At 34.8% G+C, this 20244-nt stretch carries 24 protein-coding genes; 2 read left to right on the plus strand and 22 right to left on the minus strand.

Going from position 1 to position 20244, the window contains the following annotated elements:
- Positions 1-5: 5 nt before the first annotated feature.
- The 22 genes from mreD to mnmL form a co-directional block, all read right to left on the minus strand.
- Entirely contained in the window at positions 6-515 is a 510-nt protein-coding gene (gene mreD, locus PBV87_RS19475) for a rod shape-determining protein MreD (RefSeq protein WP_053985313.1), read from the minus strand.
- An 11-nt stretch (positions 516-526) separates the two neighbouring features.
- On the minus strand, positions 527-1360 hold the full coding sequence (mreC, locus tag PBV87_RS19480; protein WP_053985314.1) for a rod shape-determining protein MreC: 834 nt from the start codon (positions 1358-1360) through the stop codon (positions 527-529).
- A gap of 17 nt (positions 1361-1377) precedes the next feature.
- Positions 1378-2388: a rod shape-determining protein gene (locus tag PBV87_RS19485; protein ID WP_053985315.1), complete on the minus strand. Its 1011-nt coding sequence runs from the start codon at positions 2386-2388 to the stop codon at positions 1378-1380.
- Between the two features lie 170 nt (positions 2389-2558).
- On the minus strand, positions 2559-3242 hold the full coding sequence (gene radC, locus PBV87_RS19490; RefSeq protein WP_271013435.1) for a RadC family protein: 684 nt from the start codon (positions 3240-3242) through the stop codon (positions 2559-2561).
- A 93-nt stretch (positions 3243-3335) separates the two neighbouring features.
- On the minus strand, positions 3336-3911 hold the full coding sequence (locus PBV87_RS19495; RefSeq protein ID WP_271013436.1) for a Maf family protein: 576 nt from the start codon (positions 3909-3911) through the stop codon (positions 3336-3338).
- A 14-nt stretch (positions 3912-3925) separates the two neighbouring features.
- The gene (locus PBV87_RS19500; RefSeq protein WP_053985318.1) at positions 3926-4177 is read right to left on the minus strand and encodes a DUF4321 domain-containing protein; all 252 of its coding nucleotides are present in this window, start codon (positions 4175-4177) and stop codon (positions 3926-3928) included.
- Positions 4178-4334: 157 nt separating this feature from the next.
- On the minus strand, positions 4335-5135 hold the full coding sequence (locus tag PBV87_RS19505; protein ID WP_082238825.1) for an RnfABCDGE type electron transport complex subunit B: 801 nt from the start codon (positions 5133-5135) through the stop codon (positions 4335-4337).
- A 14-nt stretch (positions 5136-5149) separates the two neighbouring features.
- Positions 5150-5725 (minus strand): electron transport complex subunit RsxA, encoded by a 576-nt coding sequence (rsxA, locus tag PBV87_RS19510; RefSeq protein WP_053985319.1) that lies wholly within the window; start codon positions 5723-5725, stop codon positions 5150-5152.
- Positions 5726-5735: 10 nt separating this feature from the next.
- A complete protein-coding gene (gene rsxE / locus PBV87_RS19515; RefSeq protein WP_053985320.1) occupies positions 5736-6332 on the minus strand; it encodes an electron transport complex subunit RsxE in 597 nt (198 codons plus the stop codon).
- A gap of 1 nt (position 6333) precedes the next feature.
- Positions 6334-6900, minus strand: coding sequence for an RnfABCDGE type electron transport complex subunit G (locus PBV87_RS19520; protein ID WP_053985321.1), 567 nt, complete (start codon positions 6898-6900; stop codon positions 6334-6336).
- Positions 6897-7889: an RnfABCDGE type electron transport complex subunit D gene (locus tag PBV87_RS19525; protein WP_271013437.1), complete on the minus strand. Its 993-nt coding sequence runs from the start codon at positions 7887-7889 to the stop codon at positions 6897-6899. The genes PBV87_RS19520 and PBV87_RS19525 overlap by 4 nt, the downstream gene beginning before the upstream one ends.
- An 18-nt stretch (positions 7890-7907) precedes the next feature.
- Positions 7908-9224 carry an electron transport complex subunit RsxC gene (rsxC, locus tag PBV87_RS19530; RefSeq protein ID WP_271013438.1) on the minus strand — a complete coding sequence of 439 codons (1317 nt, stop codon included), beginning with the start codon at positions 9222-9224 and terminating at the stop codon, positions 7908-7910.
- Positions 9225-9361: 137 nt separating this feature from the next.
- Positions 9362-9934, minus strand: a complete 573-nt coding sequence (locus PBV87_RS19535) for an ATP-binding protein (RefSeq protein ID WP_271013439.1) — start codon at positions 9932-9934, stop codon at positions 9362-9364.
- Positions 9935-10090: 156 nt separating this feature from the next.
- Complete coding sequence (locus tag PBV87_RS19540; protein WP_271013440.1) at positions 10091-11248, minus strand: phosphoglycerate dehydrogenase; 1158 nt, start codon at positions 11246-11248, stop codon at positions 10091-10093.
- Positions 11245-12336: a 3-phosphoserine/phosphohydroxythreonine transaminase gene (gene serC, locus PBV87_RS19545; RefSeq protein WP_053985326.1), complete on the minus strand. Its 1092-nt coding sequence runs from the start codon at positions 12334-12336 to the stop codon at positions 11245-11247. Before serC ends, PBV87_RS19540 begins: the two co-directional genes overlap by 4 nt.
- A 134-nt stretch (positions 12337-12470) precedes the next feature.
- Positions 12471-13406 carry an ornithine carbamoyltransferase gene (gene argF, locus PBV87_RS19550; RefSeq protein ID WP_053985327.1) on the minus strand — a complete coding sequence of 312 codons (936 nt, stop codon included), beginning with the start codon at positions 13404-13406 and terminating at the stop codon, positions 12471-12473.
- A 106-nt stretch (positions 13407-13512) separates the two neighbouring features.
- A complete protein-coding gene (locus PBV87_RS19555; RefSeq protein ID WP_053985328.1) occupies positions 13513-14193 on the minus strand; it encodes an HAD family hydrolase in 681 nt (226 codons plus the stop codon).
- A gap of 30 nt (positions 14194-14223) precedes the next feature.
- Complete coding sequence (locus PBV87_RS19560; RefSeq protein WP_053986349.1) at positions 14224-14955, minus strand: pseudouridine synthase; 732 nt, start codon at positions 14953-14955, stop codon at positions 14224-14226.
- A gap of 50 nt (positions 14956-15005) precedes the next feature.
- Positions 15006-16370, minus strand: a complete 1365-nt coding sequence (locus PBV87_RS19565) for an RsmF rRNA methyltransferase first C-terminal domain-containing protein (RefSeq protein WP_271013441.1) — start codon at positions 16368-16370, stop codon at positions 15006-15008.
- Between the two features lie 17 nt (positions 16371-16387).
- Entirely contained in the window at positions 16388-17083 is a 696-nt protein-coding gene (locus PBV87_RS19570; protein ID WP_271013442.1) for a metallophosphoesterase, read from the minus strand.
- A gap of 97 nt (positions 17084-17180) precedes the next feature.
- A complete protein-coding gene (locus PBV87_RS19575) occupies positions 17181-18236 on the minus strand; it encodes a M23 family metallopeptidase (RefSeq protein WP_271013443.1) in 1056 nt (351 codons plus the stop codon).
- A gap of 47 nt (positions 18237-18283) precedes the next feature.
- The gene (gene mnmL / locus PBV87_RS19580) at positions 18284-19240 is read right to left on the minus strand and encodes a tRNA modification radical SAM protein MnmL/YtqA (protein ID WP_271013444.1); all 957 of its coding nucleotides are present in this window, start codon (positions 19238-19240) and stop codon (positions 18284-18286) included.
- A 190-nt stretch (positions 19241-19430) separates the two neighbouring features.
- Between mnmL and PBV87_RS19585 the strand changes: the two genes are divergently transcribed.
- Together PBV87_RS19585 and PBV87_RS19590 are read left to right on the plus strand one after the other, a co-directional pair.
- Positions 19431-19649: a DUF378 domain-containing protein gene (locus tag PBV87_RS19585; RefSeq protein WP_053985333.1), complete on the plus strand. Its 219-nt coding sequence runs from the start codon at positions 19431-19433 to the stop codon at positions 19647-19649.
- Positions 19650-19796: 147 nt separating this feature from the next.
- Positions 19797-20207, plus strand: coding sequence for a hypothetical protein (locus PBV87_RS19590; RefSeq protein WP_053985334.1), 411 nt, complete (start codon positions 19797-19799; stop codon positions 20205-20207).
- Positions 20208-20244 lie beyond the last annotated feature (37 nt).

Raw genomic sequence — 20244 nt, forward strand, 5'->3', positions numbered from 1 at the left:
CCTAATTAAAATATATTCCTTGTTTTCTTTTCTCTTATTTCAAGTTTTTCATTAATTAAATAAATCAGTTGATAAAAGACTAGAGATAAAGTAACGGTATAAATCACTTCTGGAATAGCAAGTGTCTTAAGGAAAAAGAAAAGATTGACCTTTCCCCTCATGATATAGATGAGAACTGATACAAGGCTTACAAAGAAGCTGCTAAAAAGTGTACAAAAAAATGGCATAATAAAATTTTCTCGATAAAAATTCTTATTAAACTTGCCACAAATATAACCTACTAGAAAGTAAGGAATGGCTTGTTGACCTAAAAACATACCAAATGTTACATCATAAAGGAGACCAGCACCTGCCCCAATAATAGCTCCTTCTTTACTTCCTCTAAGAAGTGCAAAGGAGACAATAATCATAACCATAAAGTTAGGTGCTACTGCTCCAATACGAATGGTATCAAAAAGTGTCATTTCTAAAATATGTGTTAGAATGAGTAACATTCCAATTACGACTATTCGCATTTGTCTACCCTCTATTCTTCATCATCTGTAGAAATAATGAGTACACTTTCTAAATGCTTGAAGTCTACAAAAGGTTTAATGTAGGCATATTGGGTCAATCCATTTTTACCTGTTGTCACTTCTTCCACTGTTCCAATAGGAATACCTGGTGGATAAATATCACTTAGATGAGACGTTATAATTTGGTCTCCTTTTACAACCTCAGATTCTACATCTATTTCTAACTTGCATAAGCCATCATTACCAAGTTCAACATCACCTCTTAGTATGCCTGTATCCCCTGTTCTTACGACTTTTACACTAATGGAACTTCTATCATCGATAATGGAAAGAGCAACTGAAGTAAGTGGATTTACTTTCGTTACATGCCCAACTAGTCCACCATCTGCTAAAAGTACATCATCTTCTTTAATATTTTGTATAAGCCCTTTATCAATATTAAAGGACTTATACCAATTACTTGTATCTTTGGCGATTACATTTGCGCCAAGTGTTGGATATTCTTCATATCGTTGCTTTAATGAAAGAAGTTCTTTAAGACTTTCATTTTCACCTTTATACTGAGTAAGCATTGTATTTTGGTAAACAAGACGATCATTTTGCAACTTAAGTTCTTCATTTTCCTTAATAAGGTTTTCAACATTTACAAAATAATCGCCAACTTCTTTCACTTGATTTGATATAAAATGAATACCTTGTTTAAATGGGTACGTTACAACGTCTGCTATACTGCTCAATATAGAGATATTATATTTAACACCTAATACTACAGTGACAGAGAGAGCCGCTACAACACTTATACCCACTATAATCATTTTCTTTTTAGCTTTTTGAGATAATTTCAAGGCCCCTCTCTCCTTGTCTATTTATCGTCGGCAAATAGTCCTGCCCACTTTTCAATATTTTCAAGCGCTAAGCCAGTACCTTGCGCTACACAGTCTAATGGATTTTCCGCAATATTAACAGGCATACCTGTTTCTAAACTGATTAGTGTATCTAAACCTGTAAGAAGTGCACCACCACCTGTAAGCATAATACCACTTTCCATAATATCTGCTGATAATTCTGGTGGTGTTTTTTCTAAAGTAAACTTAATTGCTTCTACAATGGCATTAACAGGCTCTTTAATTGCCTCTGTTACCTCTTGAGAAGTGATTGTTAAGATTTTTGGAAGTCCTGTTACAAGGTCACGACCTCTAATTTCCATTGTATTGTTTTCACCTGTTGGATAAGCTGCACCAATTGTAAGTTTAATTTGTTCTGCTGTACGTTCACCTATCATAAGGTTATATTCTTTTTTAATGTAAGATACAATATATTCATCAAATTCATCTCCTGCAATACGAAGAGATTTACTTGCTACAATACCACCTAATGAAATAACTGCAACGTCAGTTGTACCACCACCGATGTCTACAACCATATTACCTGTTGGCTCTCCTACTCTAAGATTAGCCCCAATTGCAGCAGCCATTGGTTCTTCCATAATAAGTGCTTGTTTTGCACCTGCTTTAATTGTTGCTTCCTCTACTGCACGTTTTTCAACTGATGTAACACCTGATGGTACACAGATAATCACACGTGGTTTTGGTGAAAATAATGATTGCTTGTAAGCTTTACCAATAAAGTAACGAATCATTGCTTCTGTTGTTCCAAAGTCTGCAATAACCCCATCTCTAAGTGGACGAATTGCTACAATGTTACCTGGTGTTCTACCGATCATTTTTTTAGCTTCATCACCTACAGCTAAAATTTGGTTTGTTTTTTCTTTTATTGCTACTACTGAAGGTTCGTTGACTACGATACCTTTACCTTTTACAAATACAAGTGTATTTGCTGTACCTAAGTCAATTCCCATATCTCTTCCGAACATAATTAGTTCCTCCTACCATGTCAATTTCATCTTCTGATCCTATTTGAATTCAATTAATTCATCTAATTTATTCATCATCCTATAGAATTTGCATAAAATCCCACTGTTAACATGATACAGTCTTTTTCGTTGTTTTTCAACATAAAAACTGCATTTACTTTATAAATATTTTAGAGATAGCCCTGCTCTTTAAAACTAATAAATAAGCCATCTCCAATAATAATGTGATCTAGCAACCCTATTCCTAACATTTCTCCAGAAGATTTTAACTTATTTGTAATTTGAATGTCTTCTCTACTTGGTGTTGGATCACCACTCGGATGGTTATGCAAAGCTATGATACTATATGCAGATTTTAAAATAGCACCTTTAAATACTTCTCTTGGATGAACAATTGAAGCATTTAAACTTCCTTTAGATATCGCTTCATACCCCAAACACTTACATTTGGTATCTAAATAGACAACTAAAAATTGCTCTATCTTTTTATGCCTTAAGTCTTCCATAAAATAATTGGCTACATCTTTTGGTGATTGCCACTTCATTTTATGGCTATACGTTGTTTGTGATAGTCTTTTACTCATTTCTAATAAAGTTAAAATCTGGATTGCTTTAACTTTTCCTATACCTTTAATACACATTAAACGTTCTAGATTATTTTCATAAAGTCTAAGCAAGTTAGTACGTCCTTTTTCATCGACTAACAGCTCTCGAGCTATATCCATACTGCTTTTTGTTTGAGTACCTGTACGTATAAGAATAGTCAAAAGTTCTAGATCACTTAAGCTTTGCTCGCCATATTTCAAAAATTTTTCATATGGTCTTTCTTCTAATGGAAAATCTTCAATCTTCATAATGGTAACTCCTTTTATAACCTATTAAATGATTACCGATTATTTTCAGATTTATACTAATTTTTAAGATTTTATTTCAGAAGACCTTACTTTTTATAGGTTAATAATACCTTGACTTCTTAATATTTTATACACTGTAGATATAGGCAAGCCAACTATATTAAAATAATCACCTTCTATTTTTTCTATAAAGTTACTTGCATATCCTTGTATACCATATGCACCCGCTTTGTCAAGTGGTTCACCTGTTGCTATATACCAATTCATTTCAGCTTCTTCGATATTTCGCATATAGACACTACTACACACTGCACACTGAATATGAATATTTTTGTTGATGTGATAAAGACTTATTCCAGTATAGACCTCATGCTTGTCACCGCTAAGAGCAGCAAGCATCTCTTTAGCATTTGAGGCATCTTTAGGTTTTCCTAATATCTTATTTTGATATACAACAACTGTATCACATCCAAGTACCCATTCTTCTTTAAAACTTTCGGCTACTGCATATGCTTTTTTACTCGCTAAAGTCTTAACATTTTCTTCAGGTGTTAAACGGGCATCTATACTTTCTTCTACTTCTTTTGTTTCTATTTTAAAATCAACAGGAATAAGTCCCATTAATTCCTTTCTTCTCGGCGATGAAGAAGCTAAAATCAATTTACACATATGACTCTCCTTAATCAAATCTTTTTATAAATAACTATACCACCAATCATTCCTAACACACCTGCTAAGCTGATTTTAATTTGCACTTTAATAACTGCTGCTAAAATACCAAAATCCACACTAACAGGTTGCTCTAAGCCAAATACTTGACTATAGTTAAGGAAATCTAAAAACGGAACTCTTGCACATAAATCTCCTATAAAATACCCCACTGTTAACCCTGCTAACATACAAAGTAATAAAACCCAAAAGCTTTTTGTTTTCATTTAGTGCCCCCCTCACTTTTATCTTTTGTTCATTCAAAAATCTTCTTTATTGTACCATATTTTAATTCTTATACATAGGTACTAAAAATAAGATTCTAGAAGATTATCTACAATAAAAAAGAGATTGTTTAAACAAACAATCTCTTTTGACTTAACATTATAAATTATGAACAACTAATGCATGTGTTGGACATTTACTTACACATTTTCCACATCCAATACATAAGTCTGCATCAATGGTTGCAAGTGCATTTTCAAGTTTGATGGCGCCTACTTCACATTGTTTAAGACAAAGTCCACAACCAATACAACCTACCTCACATACAGTCTTTACATTCTTCCCTTTATCATGAGACATACATTTGACTTGATACTTTGTTTCGCTCTGACCTATGTATATAAGATGTCTTGGGCAAGCTGCAACACATGCACTACATGCTTTACATTTTGCCTCATCCACAGTTGCTAAGCCATTTTCTATAGTAAGTGCATCAAAAGGACATGCCTTTACACAACTTCCAAATCCTAGACAACCATATGCACAACCTTTTGGTCCATTGCCTACTAAATGTGCATCTTCACAACTTTCAATACCTTCATAGTTATATTTAAGCTTAGCTTTATCCATTGTGCCTTGGCATCTTACAATGGCAACTTGTTTTGCACCAACTTCATTTGTAGCTCCCATAATTTCTGCAATAGCAGCTTTTTGTTCATCACTACTTACAGGGCAACCATTTGTTTTTGCTTCTCCATTTGCAACTGCTTTAGAAAAAGCGTCACAACCTGCAAAGCCACAACCACCACAGTTAGCCCCTGGAAGTTGATCACGTATTGCACTTACACGTTCATCTACTGGTACTGCAAATTTCTTCGAAGCAATACCAAGTCCTACACCAAATAATAATCCCATACTTCCTATTGCAAGAATAGGATTGACTATTTCCATGATATTCATCTTGTTTCCCCCTTCTATTTAATAAGGTTTTGAAAACCTAAAAATGCTATAGCCATAAAACCTGCTGAAATAAGTGTAATAGGGAAACCTTTTAAACAAGGTAATATATTGTTTTTTTCAATACGTTCACGAATTCCCGCAAGAAGTACAATACTAATAGTGAAACCAGCAGCTCCACCTACACCATTAACAACAGACTGAACAAGTGAATAAGATTTTTGCATATTGATAATGGCTACCCCAAGTACAGCACAGTTGGTCGTAATAAGTGGTAAGTATACCCCTAATGCTGAATATAAAGATGGGCTTGTTTTTTGAATAACCATCTCTACAAACTGTACAAGTGAAGCAATAACTAAAATAAATGCTACTGTATACATATACTCTAACTTGAGTGGTACAAGAATAAATTCAAACACAACATACGAAATTAATGACGCAAGCCCCATAACAAAGGTTACTGCCATTCCCATTCCTAATGCGGTTTCAATTTTTTTAGATACACCCAAGAAAGGACAAATCCCTAAGAATCTTGAAAGTACAAAGTTATTTACTAGTGCAGCACTTAAAAATAATAGTAATAGTTCCATATTCCGCCCCCTACTTCTTCTTTGCTCTCAGTGCATTTAAAATAGCCATAATAATCGCTAAAGTAAAGAATGCACCTGGTGCCAAAATCATAATAATAGCTGGGTCATAACTTGCAGGCATGACTTGTAACCCTAAGATCGTTCCCGCTCCTAATATTTCTCTTACAACACCAATCATCGTAAGAGCAATGGTAAATCCAAGTCCCATACCTAAGCCATCCCAAAGAGAAGGTAGAACTTTATTTTTAGAAGCATAAGCTTCTGCTCTTCCTAAAATTAAACAGTTTACAACGATTAGAGGAAGGAATAATCCAAGTTGTGCATGTAATGCTGGAATATAAGCCTGTAAAAGTAAATCAATCATTGTAACAAAACTTGCAATGATTACAATAAAGGCTGGTATACGCACCTTAGAAGGAATACATTTTCTAAGTAAAGAAATAACTGTATTAGAACAAAGTAAAACAGCAGTTGTTGCAAGTCCCATACCTATAGCGTTATTGGCACTTGTTGTAACAGCAAGTGTTGGACACATACCTAATACTTGCATAAATGCTGGATTATCTGTAATAATCCCCGCTTTTAAGCGTTCGATAAGCGTTTTCATCTTAATATTCCCCCTTTTCCCAGTTAGCTTGATGCGCTTTCATATATTCAGTTGCCACATTAACGCCATCTACAACTGCACGTGTTGTAATCGTTGCGCCTGTAATTGCCATAATTTCTCCTTGACCACTAGAAGTCTTACTTACTTCAAGAGGCGTTACTTGCCCTGGAAATTGCTCTTTAAAGCTATCAAGAGTCATATTTGCGCCAAGACCTGGTGTTTCAGCATGACTTAGAACTTGAATACCTGCTAGATTTCCATCTGCTTGCATACCTACTAAAAGTTCAATACTTCCACCAAACCCATCAGGATACACTTTTGCTACTGCACCTGTATACGTACCATTGTCATATGTTACAAAAACCGTTTCAAGGCTTGGTGTATCTGTAACTATTACTTCTTCCATTTCTTTTGCACTAGGTAAAAGTTGTTGTACAGCTTCTTGCTGTGACTTTTCTTTACCCTGTGCAATAATAGGTGATGTTTTTGCATTAATAAATCCAAGTAAACCACCACAAATAGTCGTGATAATAAGCAAAACTGCTCCAAGTTTTAATGGTTCTCTCATGCTTTACCACCTCCAAAGCGTACTGGCTTAACAAATTTATCAATAATAGGTACAACTAAATTCATAATTAAGATACTGTAGCTTACACCTTCTGGATAACCACCAAAGAGTCTAATAACAGAAGCAATAATACCTGCACATACCGCAAAGATGATCTGACCTTTTAATGTCATAGGATTTGTTGTGTAGTCTGTTGCCATAAAGAATGCACCAAGCATTGCCCCCCCTAAAAATAAAGAAGTAAAGCTTGCTTGTACCCCTACTCCTCCAAAGAGCAATGTCATTACAAACATTGTACCTAAATAGCATACAGGAATATGCCAAGTAATTACTTTTTTATAAATGAGGTATAGACCTCCTAATAAAATAGCAAGTGCTGATACTTCACCTAGACAACCTCCAATATTTCCCACAAAAGCATCTAACATAGTTGGCATGGCTAATACATTTTGTGTTTTCAAAGCTACTAGAGGTGTTGCACCTGCTAAGGCATCAACTGCTGTGGCCGCACCTACTACATCGGATACAGGCGCTACAGTTCCAATAAAATGTTCTGGTATTTCAAAACTTGTCATAGCTTGTGGATAGGCTGCAAGTAAGAACGCACGTGCAGCTAATGCTGGGTTAATGAAGTTTTGTCCAATACCACCAAAACATTGTTTAGCTAAAATAATTGCTACAAAAGCACCTACAATAGGCACATAAATAGGTGCAGTAGCTGGTAAGTTGAAAGCTATAAGTATACCTGTTACAACTGCGCTTAAATCTTTAATGGTTAATGGTTGATGGGTAAAGTGTTGCCATATAGCCTCAAATGCCACACAAGATGCAACTGATACAACCGTAAGTAATAATGCTCTCATCCCAAATAAATATGTACCTACCAAGAGTGCCGGTATTAAAGCAATAATAACATCGCGCATAATACTAGAAACACTATGGGCTTGGCGTTGATGTGGTGATGAGGATACACTTAGTAATTTATCCATGTCTATTTCTCCCCCTGGCTATTTTTGTCTCACTCTATTTTTTGCTGTACGTATTGATTGTACCAATTGTCTTTTTGCAGGACACACATAAGAACAACTACCACATTCTATACAATCCATTCCATAATACGCCTTAAACTCATCATCCTCATGATGTAAGGCGGAATGATGTAAGGCATTAGGTACAAGACGCATTGGACATGCCTGTATGCATTTGCCACAGCGTATACAATTAGATGTTGGTGTTGTATCCACTTCATCTTCCGTTAAACATAAAATAGCTGAAGTTCCTTTACCAATAGGTACATCTACTGAACTAAGTGCTGCACCCATCATTGGCCCTCCTGAAATGACTTTCACAGTTGCTTGTTCATCCCACCCTGCTGCTTCTAGTACATCTCTAAAACTCATACCCAATCTTATTTTAAAGTTTGTTGGATTTTTAACACCATTTCCTGTTACAGTAACGATTCGTCTCATAATCGGTCTACCCTTTGTAACAGCTCTCCAAATGGCTACAATGGAATCTACATTAAGAACAATAGCTCCCACATCTGCTGGCAACTTCCCACTAGGTACTTCTAAACCTGTTGTCGCATAAATCAGATGTTTTTCTGAACCTTGAGGATATTTGGTCTCAAGGACTTTTACTGCTATTTTTGATTCTTTTTCACATAACCTACTCATATTTTCTACTGCATCCATCTTATTGTCTTCAATACCAACAAATGCTGTTGCATCTTTGAACATATGCAATAAAATTTTCAGTCCTGCTATAATGCGCTCACCTTCTTCTAACATTACCCTGTGGTCAGAAGTGAGATAGGGTTCACACTCAGCACCGTTTACTATAATATGTTTAATTACCTTATCTTTTGGTGGTGATAACTTAATGAACGTCGGGAAAGTTGCACCACCCATCCCAACTAAACCAGCTTCTTTAATAATAGCTACAATCTCTTCATTGGTAAGTTTTGTATAGTCCTCTACTCCACCATCTTTTAACTCTAATATCTCTTCATATGTAAAATCATTTGTTACAACAACGCACATTACAAGATGCCCTTGATGGTTCACTCTCTCTTCTACCACTTTAACGGTTCCTGATACACTACTGTGAATAGGGGCACCCACAAAACCTGTTGGCTCACCAATTTTTTGTCCAACTAACACCCGATCTCCTTTTTTCACAAGTGGCTTACATGGGCTACCAATGTGTTGTTGCATTGGATATACTAATTCTTCCTTAGGCAATAAAAGCTCAATTGGTTTGGCATTAGTAAGTTCTTTGTGATACTTAGGGTGTATACCCTTTTTAAAACTTAAGTGCTTCATTGTACTCCTCCCTTTCTCTGTCTTACTTTTAGTAAAATGTGAGTATAATAACTATAAGAATAAGACAATTTTTGACCTATCCTATAAAAATTATAAACTTAATAATCCGTTTTCTCAACCAATTTGGGATAAGTTTATTATTTATCAATGTTTACATTATTCTTCCAACATTCATACAATGCCTCTACATTATTTTTAATAAAGTTCTCGACCCACTCTAGAATTTCTAAATCCTGTATAGGCACTCCCTCTAGCATTCCTTTAATTTCTTCAGTATCACATATAAAAATTTGCTTCCTATAATGATGCTCATAAACATAGTGAATATCTGATTTAGCCAGAATCAGTGTTTTCATTGTACTTGCCACATCCCCTATAGGTAAACGATCAATATGATCGTAGCGTAGTTTTCCAATAATACAAGTTCCCTTCCCTTCTTCACTTGTAACCTTTAGCTCTCCTTCACACTCTACACATAATTGACTAAATAAAGGAAGACCTAGCCCTACCTTCCTCAATGTTCTTGTTGTCGTAAATGGATTGGTCACAGTAGCCTTAATACCTTCTGGTATCCCTTTACCATTATCCTCAATCGAAATAGTCAACCAATTACTCTCAGGATCTTCATCTACAATAACCTTAATCCAATTTGCCTCTGCCCTAATACTATTTTGTACAATATCTAAAATATGTAGTGATAACTCCTTCATCTTAAGCACCCTTTCTCCCTAATTAGTTTATACTTTTTCAACTATTCTCTCTATAATATCAGAACCTCATTCCTATTTCATCTCTTTTATTATTCCAAATAATGATATAGCTACAAAAAAAGAGACTGTCCTGTAACAGTCCCTCTTTTCACCTATCTATTTTGAAAGGACTCTCACATTAATAATGTCATCAATATCTAAGATATTTTGAACATTTTGATCGGTTACTTTTGTATCCGTATCAATCATTGTGTATGCCCATTCTCCTTTACTCTTGTTAAGCATATCTGAAATATTAATGCCTTCTTCTGCAATAATATTTGTAATCTTTCCAATCATAGCAGGTATATTTTTATGTATAATTGTTAGTCTAAATGCAGCATTCCATGACATCTCACATTGCGGGAAATTTACTGAGTTTACAATATTACCATTTTCTAAGTAATCTTTCACCTGTTTAACAGCCATCACTGCACAGTTTTCTTCTGATTCAGGTGTTGAGGCTCCTAAATGTGGAATGATTAAAATATTAGGATGACCAATAAGTCCATCTACCGGGAAATCTGTTACATATTTTTCAACAATTCCCTCTTGAATTGCTCTTAGTATGGCTTCGTTATCTACTAAAGTATCACGTGAAAAATTAAGAATACGCACACCTTTTTTCATTTTTGCAAAAGCTTCATCATTAAACATATTCTTAGTCGTTGGTGTAAGGGGGACATGTATCGTAATATAATCTGCCTCTGTTAAAATTTCTTCAAGTGAAAGTGCATGATGAATATGACGTGAAATCCCCCACGCTGCATCAACAGATATATATGGATCATAACCTATAACATCCATCCCAAGCGCTTGTGCTGCATTAGCAACCATAACACCTATTGCACCAAGTCCTATAACCCCTAACTTTTTACCTAGAATTTCTGGTCCTATAAAAGCACTTTTACCTGCTTCTACTTCCTTAGCTACATTTTCTGTTAATGTCCCTGCCCAGTTAATGCCTTCTACTATTTTTCTAGAGGAAAGCAGAAGGCCTGCAATGACAATTTCTTTAACCGCATTTGCATTAGCACCTGGTGTGTTAAAGACAACGATTCCTTTTTCTGCACAACTTTCAACGGGAATGTTATTCACACCAGCACCGGCTCTTGCAATAGCTTTAACATGGACTGGTAGTTCCATATCATGCATCTTGGCACTTCTTACTAAAATTGCATCTGCCTCTTCTAATGAATCTTGAACAAGATAATTTTCTCCAAATAACTTTATCCCCTTAGAAGAAATTTTATTTAAAGTATAGATTTTATTCATTTCATCGCCTCCTTATGCTCAATCTCAAATGCTTTCATAAAGTCGACTAATGCTTTTACACCTTCTATAGGCATTGCATTATAAATGCTTGCACGCATACCACCTACACTCCTATGTCCCTTCAAGTTGACAAGTCCACAAGCTGTAGCGGATTTAACAAAGGCTGCGTCAAGTACTTCATCTCCTGTTACAAATGGTACATTCATTAAGGAACGATCTTCTATTGCTGCTGTTCCTTTAAAAAGTTCAGATTGGTCTAAGAAGTCGTAAAGAAGTGCTGCTTTTTCTTTGTTACGTGCTTCAATAGCAGCAACACCTCCTTGTGCTTCTACCCATTCAAATACAAGTTTAAGCATATAAATAGCATAAGTTGGTGGTGTATTAAACATAGAATCATTATCTACATGTGTTTGGTAGTTCAACATAGTTGGTATAATCTCATCTGCTTTTCCTACCAAATCCTCACGTATAATGACAACTGTAACACCTGCTGGCCCTAAATTCTTTTGAGCACCTGCAAAGATTACACCATATTTTGTGACATCGATAACTTCAGACATGATGCAAGAAGATAGATCCGCTACTAATGGTACATCACCCGTTTCAGGTAATGTTTTAAATTTCGTACCATAAATGGTATTATTTTCACAAATGTAAACATAGTCAGCATCTTTGTCAAATTGACTCTTCTTATAAGTTGGTATATGGCTATAAGTATCAGATTTGGAGGATGCAATCACATTAACCTTCCCAAATTTTTTAGCTTCTTTAATGGCTTTTGATGACCAAACACCACTATCAATAAAATCTGCTTTTTTTGAACCCACCATCAAATTCATAGGTACCATTGCAAATTGAAGTGAAGCACCACCTTGTAAAAAAAGCACTTTATAATGATCCGGTATATTCATCAGACTACGAAGCTTTGCCTCTGCTTCTTCAATAATCTTCATATACGCTTTGGACCTATGGCTCATCTCCATTACACTCATTCCTGCATCTTCAAAGCATACAAGTTCTCTTTGTGCTTTTTCTAATACTTCAAGTGGTAATACAGCAGGTCCTGCTGAAAAGTTATATACTCTCATCTTGACATCCTCCTCTTAGATTCTTTTACACTTTAGTGTAGTATAATGTTAAATTATAGATAATTTCTATTAATTAGTCAATAATTTTCTGAAACTTTTAGAATAATGATGCCAAGTTGTATTATTTTTTCATTTTAGCTTAATGTTGCTACCATAACAGCTTTTATAGTATGCATACGATTTTCAGCTTCATCAAATACAACAGAATACTTAGACTCAAATACTTCCTCTGTCACTTCATTTTCTTTAACTGCAGGCAAGCAGTGCATAAAAATCACATTTTCATTTTCAGTCTTAGTAATAAGATCCATATTAATTTGGTAAGGCTTTAACATTTTAATACGTTCTGACGCTTTTTCTTCTTCACCCATTGAGCACCATACATCTGTATAAAGTACATCTGCCCCTTTTACACTATTAAGATCTTCTGTTATAGTTAAACTCCCCCCACTCTTCTTAGCATATGCTGTACAAGTTGTAACTAGACCTGACTCAGGCCATAAACTTTCTGGTGCAATAATAACCATATGCATACCCATTTTACAACACCCAATCATAAGACTATTGGCCATGTTATTACGCCCATCTCCAATATAGATAAATTTCTTTCTTTTTAAGCTCCCTAAGTGCTCCTTGACAGTAAGGAGGTCTGCTAAAATCTGTGTAGGATGATACATATCTGTCAATCCATTGTAAACAGGTACACCACTATACTCTGCTAACTCTTCTACTGTTTTTTGAGAAAAACCTCGGAATTCAATAGCATCAAACATACGGCCAAGTACACGCGCTGTGTCTTTAACACTTTCTTTATAACCTAGTTGGATATCATTTTTACCTAAATACTCTGGGTGTGCACCTTCATCCGTACATGCTATTGTAAAAGCACAACGTGTACGTGTGGAAGGTTTTTCAAAAATAAGAGCTACATTTTTTCCGTTTAAAGTCTCTCCTTTAATTCCCATCTTTTTCTTTGCTTTAAGTACTGCTGCTAGTTCTAATAACTCTCCTATTTGCTCACTTGAAAAATCATGTAAAGTTAAAAACGATTTACCTTTTAATCCAAACATATCATCACTCCTAATTTATATTTATTTAATAATTTGTATTTTTATAAATATTATACTTCAATATTTATTTAAATCAATAGTTTTATAAAAAAATCCCATGCAAATTTTATGCATAGGATTTTTTATGTTCTGATTCATAATACTCTATAATTTGTTTGTAGTCTTCAACAAAATAATCTGCTTCCTGCCTAAGAACTTCTTCCATTTCCGCTACTTGACGGTCACGAATTGCACAGATAGTCATCCCTGCTCTTTTTGCCGCAAGTACGCCATTAGGTACGTCTTCAAAAGCTAGACAGCGTGTAGGTTCAACGTCTAAATCCTTTGCAACTTGCTGATATACATAGGGATAAGGTTTTCCTTTTTCTACTTCACAAGAGGTACGAATACTTGCAAACTTTTGACGCATACCATGTGCCTCAAGTACAATCTCCACTAATTCATGAGAATTACTTGTTGCAATGCCCATCTTAATATCTTGTGATTCTAGATATTCCAAGAACTCACGCACATGTTTTTTTAGTGGCACTTGTGCTCTATAGAAGTCAGATGCCATCTGATTCCAATCTGCTTTAATCTTTTCTACACTATCTTCAAGCTGAAAACGGTTTTTAACATATTCAGCCGTCTCTGTAAAACTCATACCTTCAAGTTCTGATTCAAGCATCTCATCTACTTCTATACCATAACGACCTAAATAATCTTCATCAATTTTAGACCATACCCACATAGAATCTACTAATGTTCCATCTAAATCAAAAATCACTGCATCAAATGTACGTTTCATACCATTCCCCCTCAAGCTAATATTTTTTATCTAGTTATTCATTGTTAACTGACCAAGTTCTTCATCTGTTAATTGACGATATTCACCAATTGCTAATGCCTCTGGTAATTTAAAATCCCCCATACTTACACGTTTTAAATAGGTTACTTCCTTACCTACAGCTTTCATCATACGCTTCACTTGATGGAACTTACCTTCTCTAATTGTAATATAAACCTTAGAGGTTTCTTCATTTGCCTCTATAATTTCAAGTCCTGCTGGCATACAAGGTTTTGCTTCACCAATCTCTACACCTGACTCAAAAGCTTCAATATCAGCTTCTACTACCTTACCATTTACCTCAGCATAGTAACATTTATCTACATGCTTCTTAGGTGATAAAAGACTATGTGCCATTTTTCCATCATTGGTTAAGAGAAGTAACCCTTCTGTATCTTTATCTAACCTTCCAACAGGTGCTAAACTTCTCCCTTTTGTTACAGGGTCTAAAAGATCCATCACCGTTTCTTGTCTTGGATCTTCGGTTGCAGTAATATAGCCTGCTGGTTTATTTAAAATATAGTAATAAAAAGGCTTATAGTCTACTACTTCCTCACCTAGTGTAACAACTGCTTCACTAGGGCTAATACTACATTCTGGACGTTTTTCAACTTCCCCATTCACTTTGACCTTTTTCTTTTTTATAAGTTGTTGGACTTCTGAGCGAGAACCATATCCTGTATGCACTAAATATTTATCAAGTCGCATTTTCTTTTCTATCATTTTATATCTACCATCATTTCTTATTATATTTGTCTCATGTAAAGCATCTATCACATCATACGCCAATTCGTAGCATATAAGTTTTTAAGTGTTCCATTTTGACTTTTTACCCATCCTAAAGGATGTCCCATTACACCTATTACATTAAAACCTTTTGGTGCTTCTATAAGTAGAGTCTCACCTTTTAAGTATTTTATCACATTTGCATCTTCTATTTGTAAGTCGATATAATTTTTAAACATTTCTTTTGGATAGGCTAAAGCTAATACTTGTGAAGGATCAAAACGTTTATTTTTAACCTCACCTAAATACATCCCACTGCGTATCACACGAAGCCCTTCTAAATCCGGTGCATCTTCTGTTTGTAAGTAAATTTTATTTTTAAGTTCAATAATCGGTGTATTAATATCTAGATGTGTATTTGTTTCAATAAACTCTTTTAAAATAGGAATATCTTTAATACGCTTTTTAATAGATAGACGCTTAGTTTCGTCAAAAGCCTCACCTAATTTTTGAATAAGACATACAAAATGCCCTTCACCCTTTAAATGATGTGGCCACAATCTTAACGCTCCACTTAGAGTATCTTTTTTAGAATCACTCCATTCTGGTCTGCCTTGTTTAATGCCACCAACACCTGTTAAAGGTATAATCTGACAATCAGGATGTTTTTCTAAAAATGCTTCTATCATTCCTTCATTTTCTTCTGGTGAAAAGGTACAGGTTGAATACAGCATCATCCCATCAGTTTTAAGCATTGTGTAAGCATCTTCTAATATGATACGTTGAAGGGTGCAACAATGTTCAATACCATGAGTCTCCCAACTCTTTACTGCATTTTCATTTTTTCTAAACATTCCTTCACCTGAACAGGGCGCATCTATTAAAATTTTATTAAAATAACCTTTGAACTTGGTTGCTAAACGTTCAGAGGTTTCTGCTGTAATCATGCTATTACGTATACCAAAGTTCTCAATATTTTTCATCAAAGCCATAGCACGCGTCGCACTAATATCATTACTTACAAGTAGTCCTGTTTGACCTAACCTAGCACCTACTTGTGTAGATTTACCTCCAGGAGCAGCACAAAGGTCTAGTACTTTATCTCCTTCTTCAATTGGAATATAAGCACCTGGTGCCATCGCACTTGGTTCTTGCATATAATAAAGCCCTGCATGATAGTATGGATGCTTCCCTGGTCTATCCCCTTCTTGATAATAGTAACCTTCCTTACACCAAGATACAGCTTCTAGCCCTTCAAAAGGACAAATGTTATCCCATGCTTCTTTCCCTAACTTTAATGTGTTTATGCGAATGCCTTGATATTCTGGGAAGCTATAACTGTCTAAATACGCTTCAAACTCATCTTGTAGAAGTCCTTGTATCTTTTCTTTAAACTTAACTGGTAATTCCATTTTATGTCCTCTTTATCTTATTCTGTAATTTCTAATATTAATTTAGGGCAAAACTCCAAGTAATCTGCAGCAACTAAGTGGTACATTCGTTCATTGTAGCTTCCTTTTAAGGCTTTTTCCCATCCTGTTTCATCATGAAGATGACCATACATTACTTGTCGCACTGGATACTGCTCAATAAGCGCAGTAAAGGGTGAATCTTCTCTTTTGTCATTGGTAGGAGGATAATGAAGTGCCACTATTATTTCTTCTGCACCTTTTTTAATTCCATCTTGCAATGAAAGTTTTAAGCGTTCTTGCTCTCTTAAATAAATCTTTTTATCTTCCTGCGAAGCATCATCAAAGTGCATCCATCCTCTTGTACCACATATAGCATATCTACCTACTTTATAGGCGGTATTTTGAATAAAATAGATGGAATCATAGAGTGTATTTAAAACACCTATTTTCTCCCACCAATAATCATGATTACCTTTGATACATATCTTTTTGCCTGGTAACTGATCAATAAAATCCAGGTCTACCTTTGCCTCATTTAGTTTCATAGCCCAAGACAGATCTCCACAAAGAATAACAATGTCTTTATCCGTTATGAGCTGTTTCCAGCACGCCGTTAACCTAGTCACATGATTTTCCCATTTAGGTCCAAAGACTTCCATAGGCTTATCTGTACTCAATGCTAAATGCAAATCTCCGATTGCATAGATTTTCATTTTTTTACTCCTTTATATGATCGCCTTCTTAAAAAGTATCTTGAGCTATTATAACATAAGTCTTTATCTATTCCAATGTCCCTCACAATCCATCCCTCTAGGATTTTTGTTCTAAATATTGCAAAATACTATAAGGATTAATCCAAAATTCTACATTATCAGGTGTCTTCACTGCAATCCCTATATGAAGATGAACTGGAAATTGGCCAGTAGTTCCTTCTTCACCATAGCCACTATCTCCCATAAGACCAATTACTTCTCCTGCTTGTACCCGGTCACCTTGCTTTAAATCCTTCGCATAGGAATGAAGATGTGCATAGTAAAAATAGGCACCACTTTCACTCCGAATACCTACCCTGTATCCTCCTGTCTGATTCCATCCTATATTTTCAACAGTACCATCCGTCATACTTCTTATTTTAATTTGTCCAGATTCATTGGCTTTAGACATAATATCAATACCATAATGTAACCTATTTCCATTATAAGTTCTAGAGTCTTTCCATCCATTTTCATAGGTATACACATTTTTCTCCCTAATTGGAAAAGATTTAATATCATAGATAAATTGCTTGTACACATCTGTAGCATTGTCATACATTCCAAATTCATCTAAGAAATTCGTTGTATCTTTTTCTTTGATAGATTGTTCTATTTCAGCTAAAGGTGTCTCCTTATAAGACTCTACTGCCCATACAGCAAGTGTATGGGCATAGTCCTTTTTGTATTGAATAGAAAGTTCCATCAATCGCTTTAACGTGTCTCCACCTATTTCGAAATCTTGAATATGTTCAGTATAAGCTGATGTTACTTGTATAGTCGCTGGCGTTTTACTATCTACTTCTGCCTTTTTACTCCCCCCCCCAAAGCTTCCTGCACATTTCGTTAGGATTAATAGGATTCCTACTGCAATCAATAAAATACCTATAAACTTCTTTAAGCTCTCTGTTCCCTCTATCACTGCAAACTGCGTTCTACTTTGTCTAGTATTTGTTGTTGACTTAGATGCCGATCTCATCATAGATGGTCTATTAACTTTTGTAGCAGATCTCACTGGTGTCCCATAAGATCTTTCACGTCTATTCTTAGAAACTTGCCTTTTTCTCCCCATATCATAAGTCATTTGCCCTATAACCCGTTCAAATTTATTCATATAATCTCCCCTCTCTCTATTTATAAAAAAATAAAGAAGCATAAATACTATGCTTCTTCTTTAGTCATAAAACGTTGCAAAGCCCTTCCATTTTGATAATGGCATAAGTCTCCTTGCACAAAGCCTTCCTCACCCATCTTGGCGATAATTTCATCATGAATTTTCCACCAACTTGTATTCCAGTTAGCAAATAAAGTATATTCTTCTGGTGCTCTACCAATAATACGTTGCACTACAACCTTATCTGATAAATAACGTAAGAAAGTTATAACACGCTCTTCATATTCTTCTTTTGAAATCATTTCAAATTCACCTGCTTCATACTGGCGTCCCATCTTCGTATTCTTGGTAATGTATAAAGCATGTAACTTAATATAATCTATCTCTAAAACACTCATAAGCTTTGCATTTTCAATAACATCATCCATATTATCCCACGGCAAGTTTAAAATGAGATGGGTACAGATTTCAAATCCATAACGTTTAATACGTAAAACAGCATCTAGGTACTCACTTAAACCATGTCCTCTATTAATCTGCTTTAATGTATGATAATTCATTGTTTGCAAACCTAATTCAATACATACATCATAGCCTGTTTCATCTTGCCATTCTTTGATTGCCACTAGGTAATCTTCATGGATACAATCTGGTCTTGTTGAAATACTAATTCCAACTAACCCATCATATTTAATTTGGTCGAGTACCCCTTTAAATTGCTCGAGAGGCATATAAGTATTACTAAAATTTTGTAAATAAGCAATAAACTTATGTGCTTTATAACGCTTCCCTATATAGTCAATATTTTGCTTGAGTTGGTCCTGTATGTGTATCTTTGTATCAAGAAGTTCATAACCTATCCCTACTTCACTACAAAATGTACACCCTCCTGTGCCACAGTTACCATCACGATTCGGACACGTTACAGGTAAGTTTACAGGTATTTTATATACCTTTTCACCATATTTTTCTTTTAATGTATCTGCATAACGTCTATAAGCCATAACATTCTAGCTCCTTCGTTTTTCCTTTTATGGTAAAACGACTCACCTTGTTTGTCAAACAAGCCTTACATTATATATATAGATACAAATTGGTTATATATTCCATGTTAGCTTATTTTGTATAAAAAAAAATTTTTTATCTATACTATTAAACATAGATTTTATCAATTCTCTAAAAGAGGTGGAAGTCATGGATACAAAAGCTTTAGATTATATTGCACTTACTTTAGTTATTATCGGTGCTATTAACTGGGGTCTTATTGGATTTTTCCAATTTGATTTAGTTGCTATGTTGTTTGGCGGAATGGCATCATGGATTAGTCGTGTGATTTATGCAGCAGTGGGTATTGCTGGTCTTTACGCACTCACTATGTTTGGAAAAATATCTAATAGTCGTATGAATAGTTAATTTTTAGATAACTAGATAGAATATCTATCTAGTTATTTTTATACCAATTTTTATTGAAATTTTTATAAAACTTTTTTTAAATTTAAAGGATATTTTAGGCAATATGTTGAATATGTATATTAATAAATCATATTAGGGGTGATAACCATGATACAGATTATTACAGGTCAAACAGGTGAAGGTAAAACAAAACAAATGATTGATTTAGCAAACGAAAGATGTCGATCATTAGATGGTCATATTGTTTATATTGATAGTACAACCCAGCATCGTTTCGCACTTTCTCATCACATTCGTCTTATCGAAACAACGTCTTTTCCTATTAATGCCCATGATTTCTTCGGTTTTCTATGTGGTATCTTATCTAGTAATCATGATATTGAACTTGTCTTTATTGATGAACTTATTCAAATCACCCAATTCGGTATCGATGAATTAGCATGTTTCATTGAAAAACTTAATAAGTTATCTGATAAATATGATGTTAATTTCGTCGTTGGTGCTTCTTGCTCAAGCAAAGAAATTCCTGCTGCACTTTCACCATATCTAGTAGCTTAATACGCTCATTATAAAAATAGTAGGGTCGTCATTATAA

The sequence above is a fragment of the Holtiella tumoricola genome, from assembly GCF_027857615.1.
Classification (GTDB): Bacteria; Bacillota; Clostridia; order Lachnospirales; family Cellulosilyticaceae; genus Holtiella; species Holtiella tumoricola.

What these genes read in the sequence shown, in the direction of transcription:
- PBV87_RS19495 (WP_271013436.1), bottom strand. Translation starts at nt 3,911, where the DNA reads ATGTGTAAATTGATTTTAGCTTCTTCATCGCCGAGAAGAAAGGAATTA.
- PBV87_RS19560 (WP_053986349.1), bottom strand. Translation starts at nt 14,955, where the DNA reads ATGATAGAAAAGAAAATGCGACTTGATAAATATTTAGTGCATACAGGA.
- rsxC (WP_271013438.1), bottom strand. Translation starts at nt 9,224, where the DNA reads ATGAAGCACTTAAGTTTTAAAAAGGGTATACACCCTAAGTATCACAAA.
- PBV87_RS19485 (WP_053985315.1), bottom strand. Translation starts at nt 2,388, where the DNA reads ATGTTCGGAAGAGATATGGGAATTGACTTAGGTACAGCAAATACACTT.
- PBV87_RS19590 (WP_053985334.1), top strand. Translation starts at nt 19,797, where the DNA reads ATGATACAGATTATTACAGGTCAAACAGGTGAAGGTAAAACAAAACAA.
- radC (WP_271013435.1), bottom strand. Translation starts at nt 3,242, where the DNA reads ATGAAGATTGAAGATTTTCCATTAGAAGAAAGACCATATGAAAAATTT.
- PBV87_RS19575 (WP_271013443.1), bottom strand. Translation starts at nt 18,236, where the DNA reads ATGAATAAATTTGAACGGGTTATAGGGCAAATGACTTATGATATGGGG.
- PBV87_RS19500 (WP_053985318.1), bottom strand. Translation starts at nt 4,177, where the DNA reads ATGAAAACAAAAAGCTTTTGGGTTTTATTACTTTGTATGTTAGCAGGG.
- PBV87_RS19565 (WP_271013441.1), bottom strand. Translation starts at nt 16,370, where the DNA reads ATGGAATTACCAGTTAAGTTTAAAGAAAAGATACAAGGACTTCTACAA.
- PBV87_RS19505 (WP_082238825.1), bottom strand. Translation starts at nt 5,135, where the DNA reads ATGAATATCATGGAAATAGTCAATCCTATTCTTGCAATAGGAAGTATG.
- mreD (WP_053985313.1), bottom strand. Translation starts at nt 515, where the DNA reads ATGCGAATAGTCGTAATTGGAATGTTACTCATTCTAACACATATTTTA.
- PBV87_RS19570 (WP_271013442.1), bottom strand. Translation starts at nt 17,083, where the DNA reads ATGAAAATCTATGCAATCGGAGATTTGCATTTAGCATTGAGTACAGAT.
- PBV87_RS19525 (WP_271013437.1), bottom strand. Translation starts at nt 7,889, where the DNA reads ATGGATAAATTACTAAGTGTATCCTCATCACCACATCAACGCCAAGCC.
- PBV87_RS19555 (WP_053985328.1), bottom strand. Translation starts at nt 14,193, where the DNA reads ATGAAACGTACATTTGATGCAGTGATTTTTGATTTAGATGGAACATTA.
- mnmL (WP_271013444.1), bottom strand. Translation starts at nt 19,240, where the DNA reads ATGGCTTATAGACGTTATGCAGATACATTAAAAGAAAAATATGGTGAA.
- argF (WP_053985327.1), bottom strand. Translation starts at nt 13,406, where the DNA reads ATGTTTGGATTAAAAGGTAAATCGTTTTTAACTTTACATGATTTTTCA.
- serC (WP_053985326.1), bottom strand. Translation starts at nt 12,336, where the DNA reads ATGAGAGTATATAACTTTTCAGCAGGACCTGCTGTATTACCACTTGAA.
- rsxE (WP_053985320.1), bottom strand. Translation starts at nt 6,332, where the DNA reads ATGAAAACGCTTATCGAACGCTTAAAAGCGGGGATTATTACAGATAAT.
- PBV87_RS19585 (WP_053985333.1), top strand. Translation starts at nt 19,431, where the DNA reads ATGGATACAAAAGCTTTAGATTATATTGCACTTACTTTAGTTATTATC.
- PBV87_RS19540 (WP_271013440.1), bottom strand. Translation starts at nt 11,248, where the DNA reads ATGAATAAAATCTATACTTTAAATAAAATTTCTTCTAAGGGGATAAAG.
- rsxA (WP_053985319.1), bottom strand. Translation starts at nt 5,725, where the DNA reads ATGGAACTATTACTATTATTTTTAAGTGCTGCACTAGTAAATAACTTT.
- PBV87_RS19535 (WP_271013439.1), bottom strand. Translation starts at nt 9,934, where the DNA reads ATGAAGGAGTTATCACTACATATTTTAGATATTGTACAAAATAGTATT.
- PBV87_RS19520 (WP_053985321.1), bottom strand. Translation starts at nt 6,900, where the DNA reads ATGAGAGAACCATTAAAACTTGGAGCAGTTTTGCTTATTATCACGACT.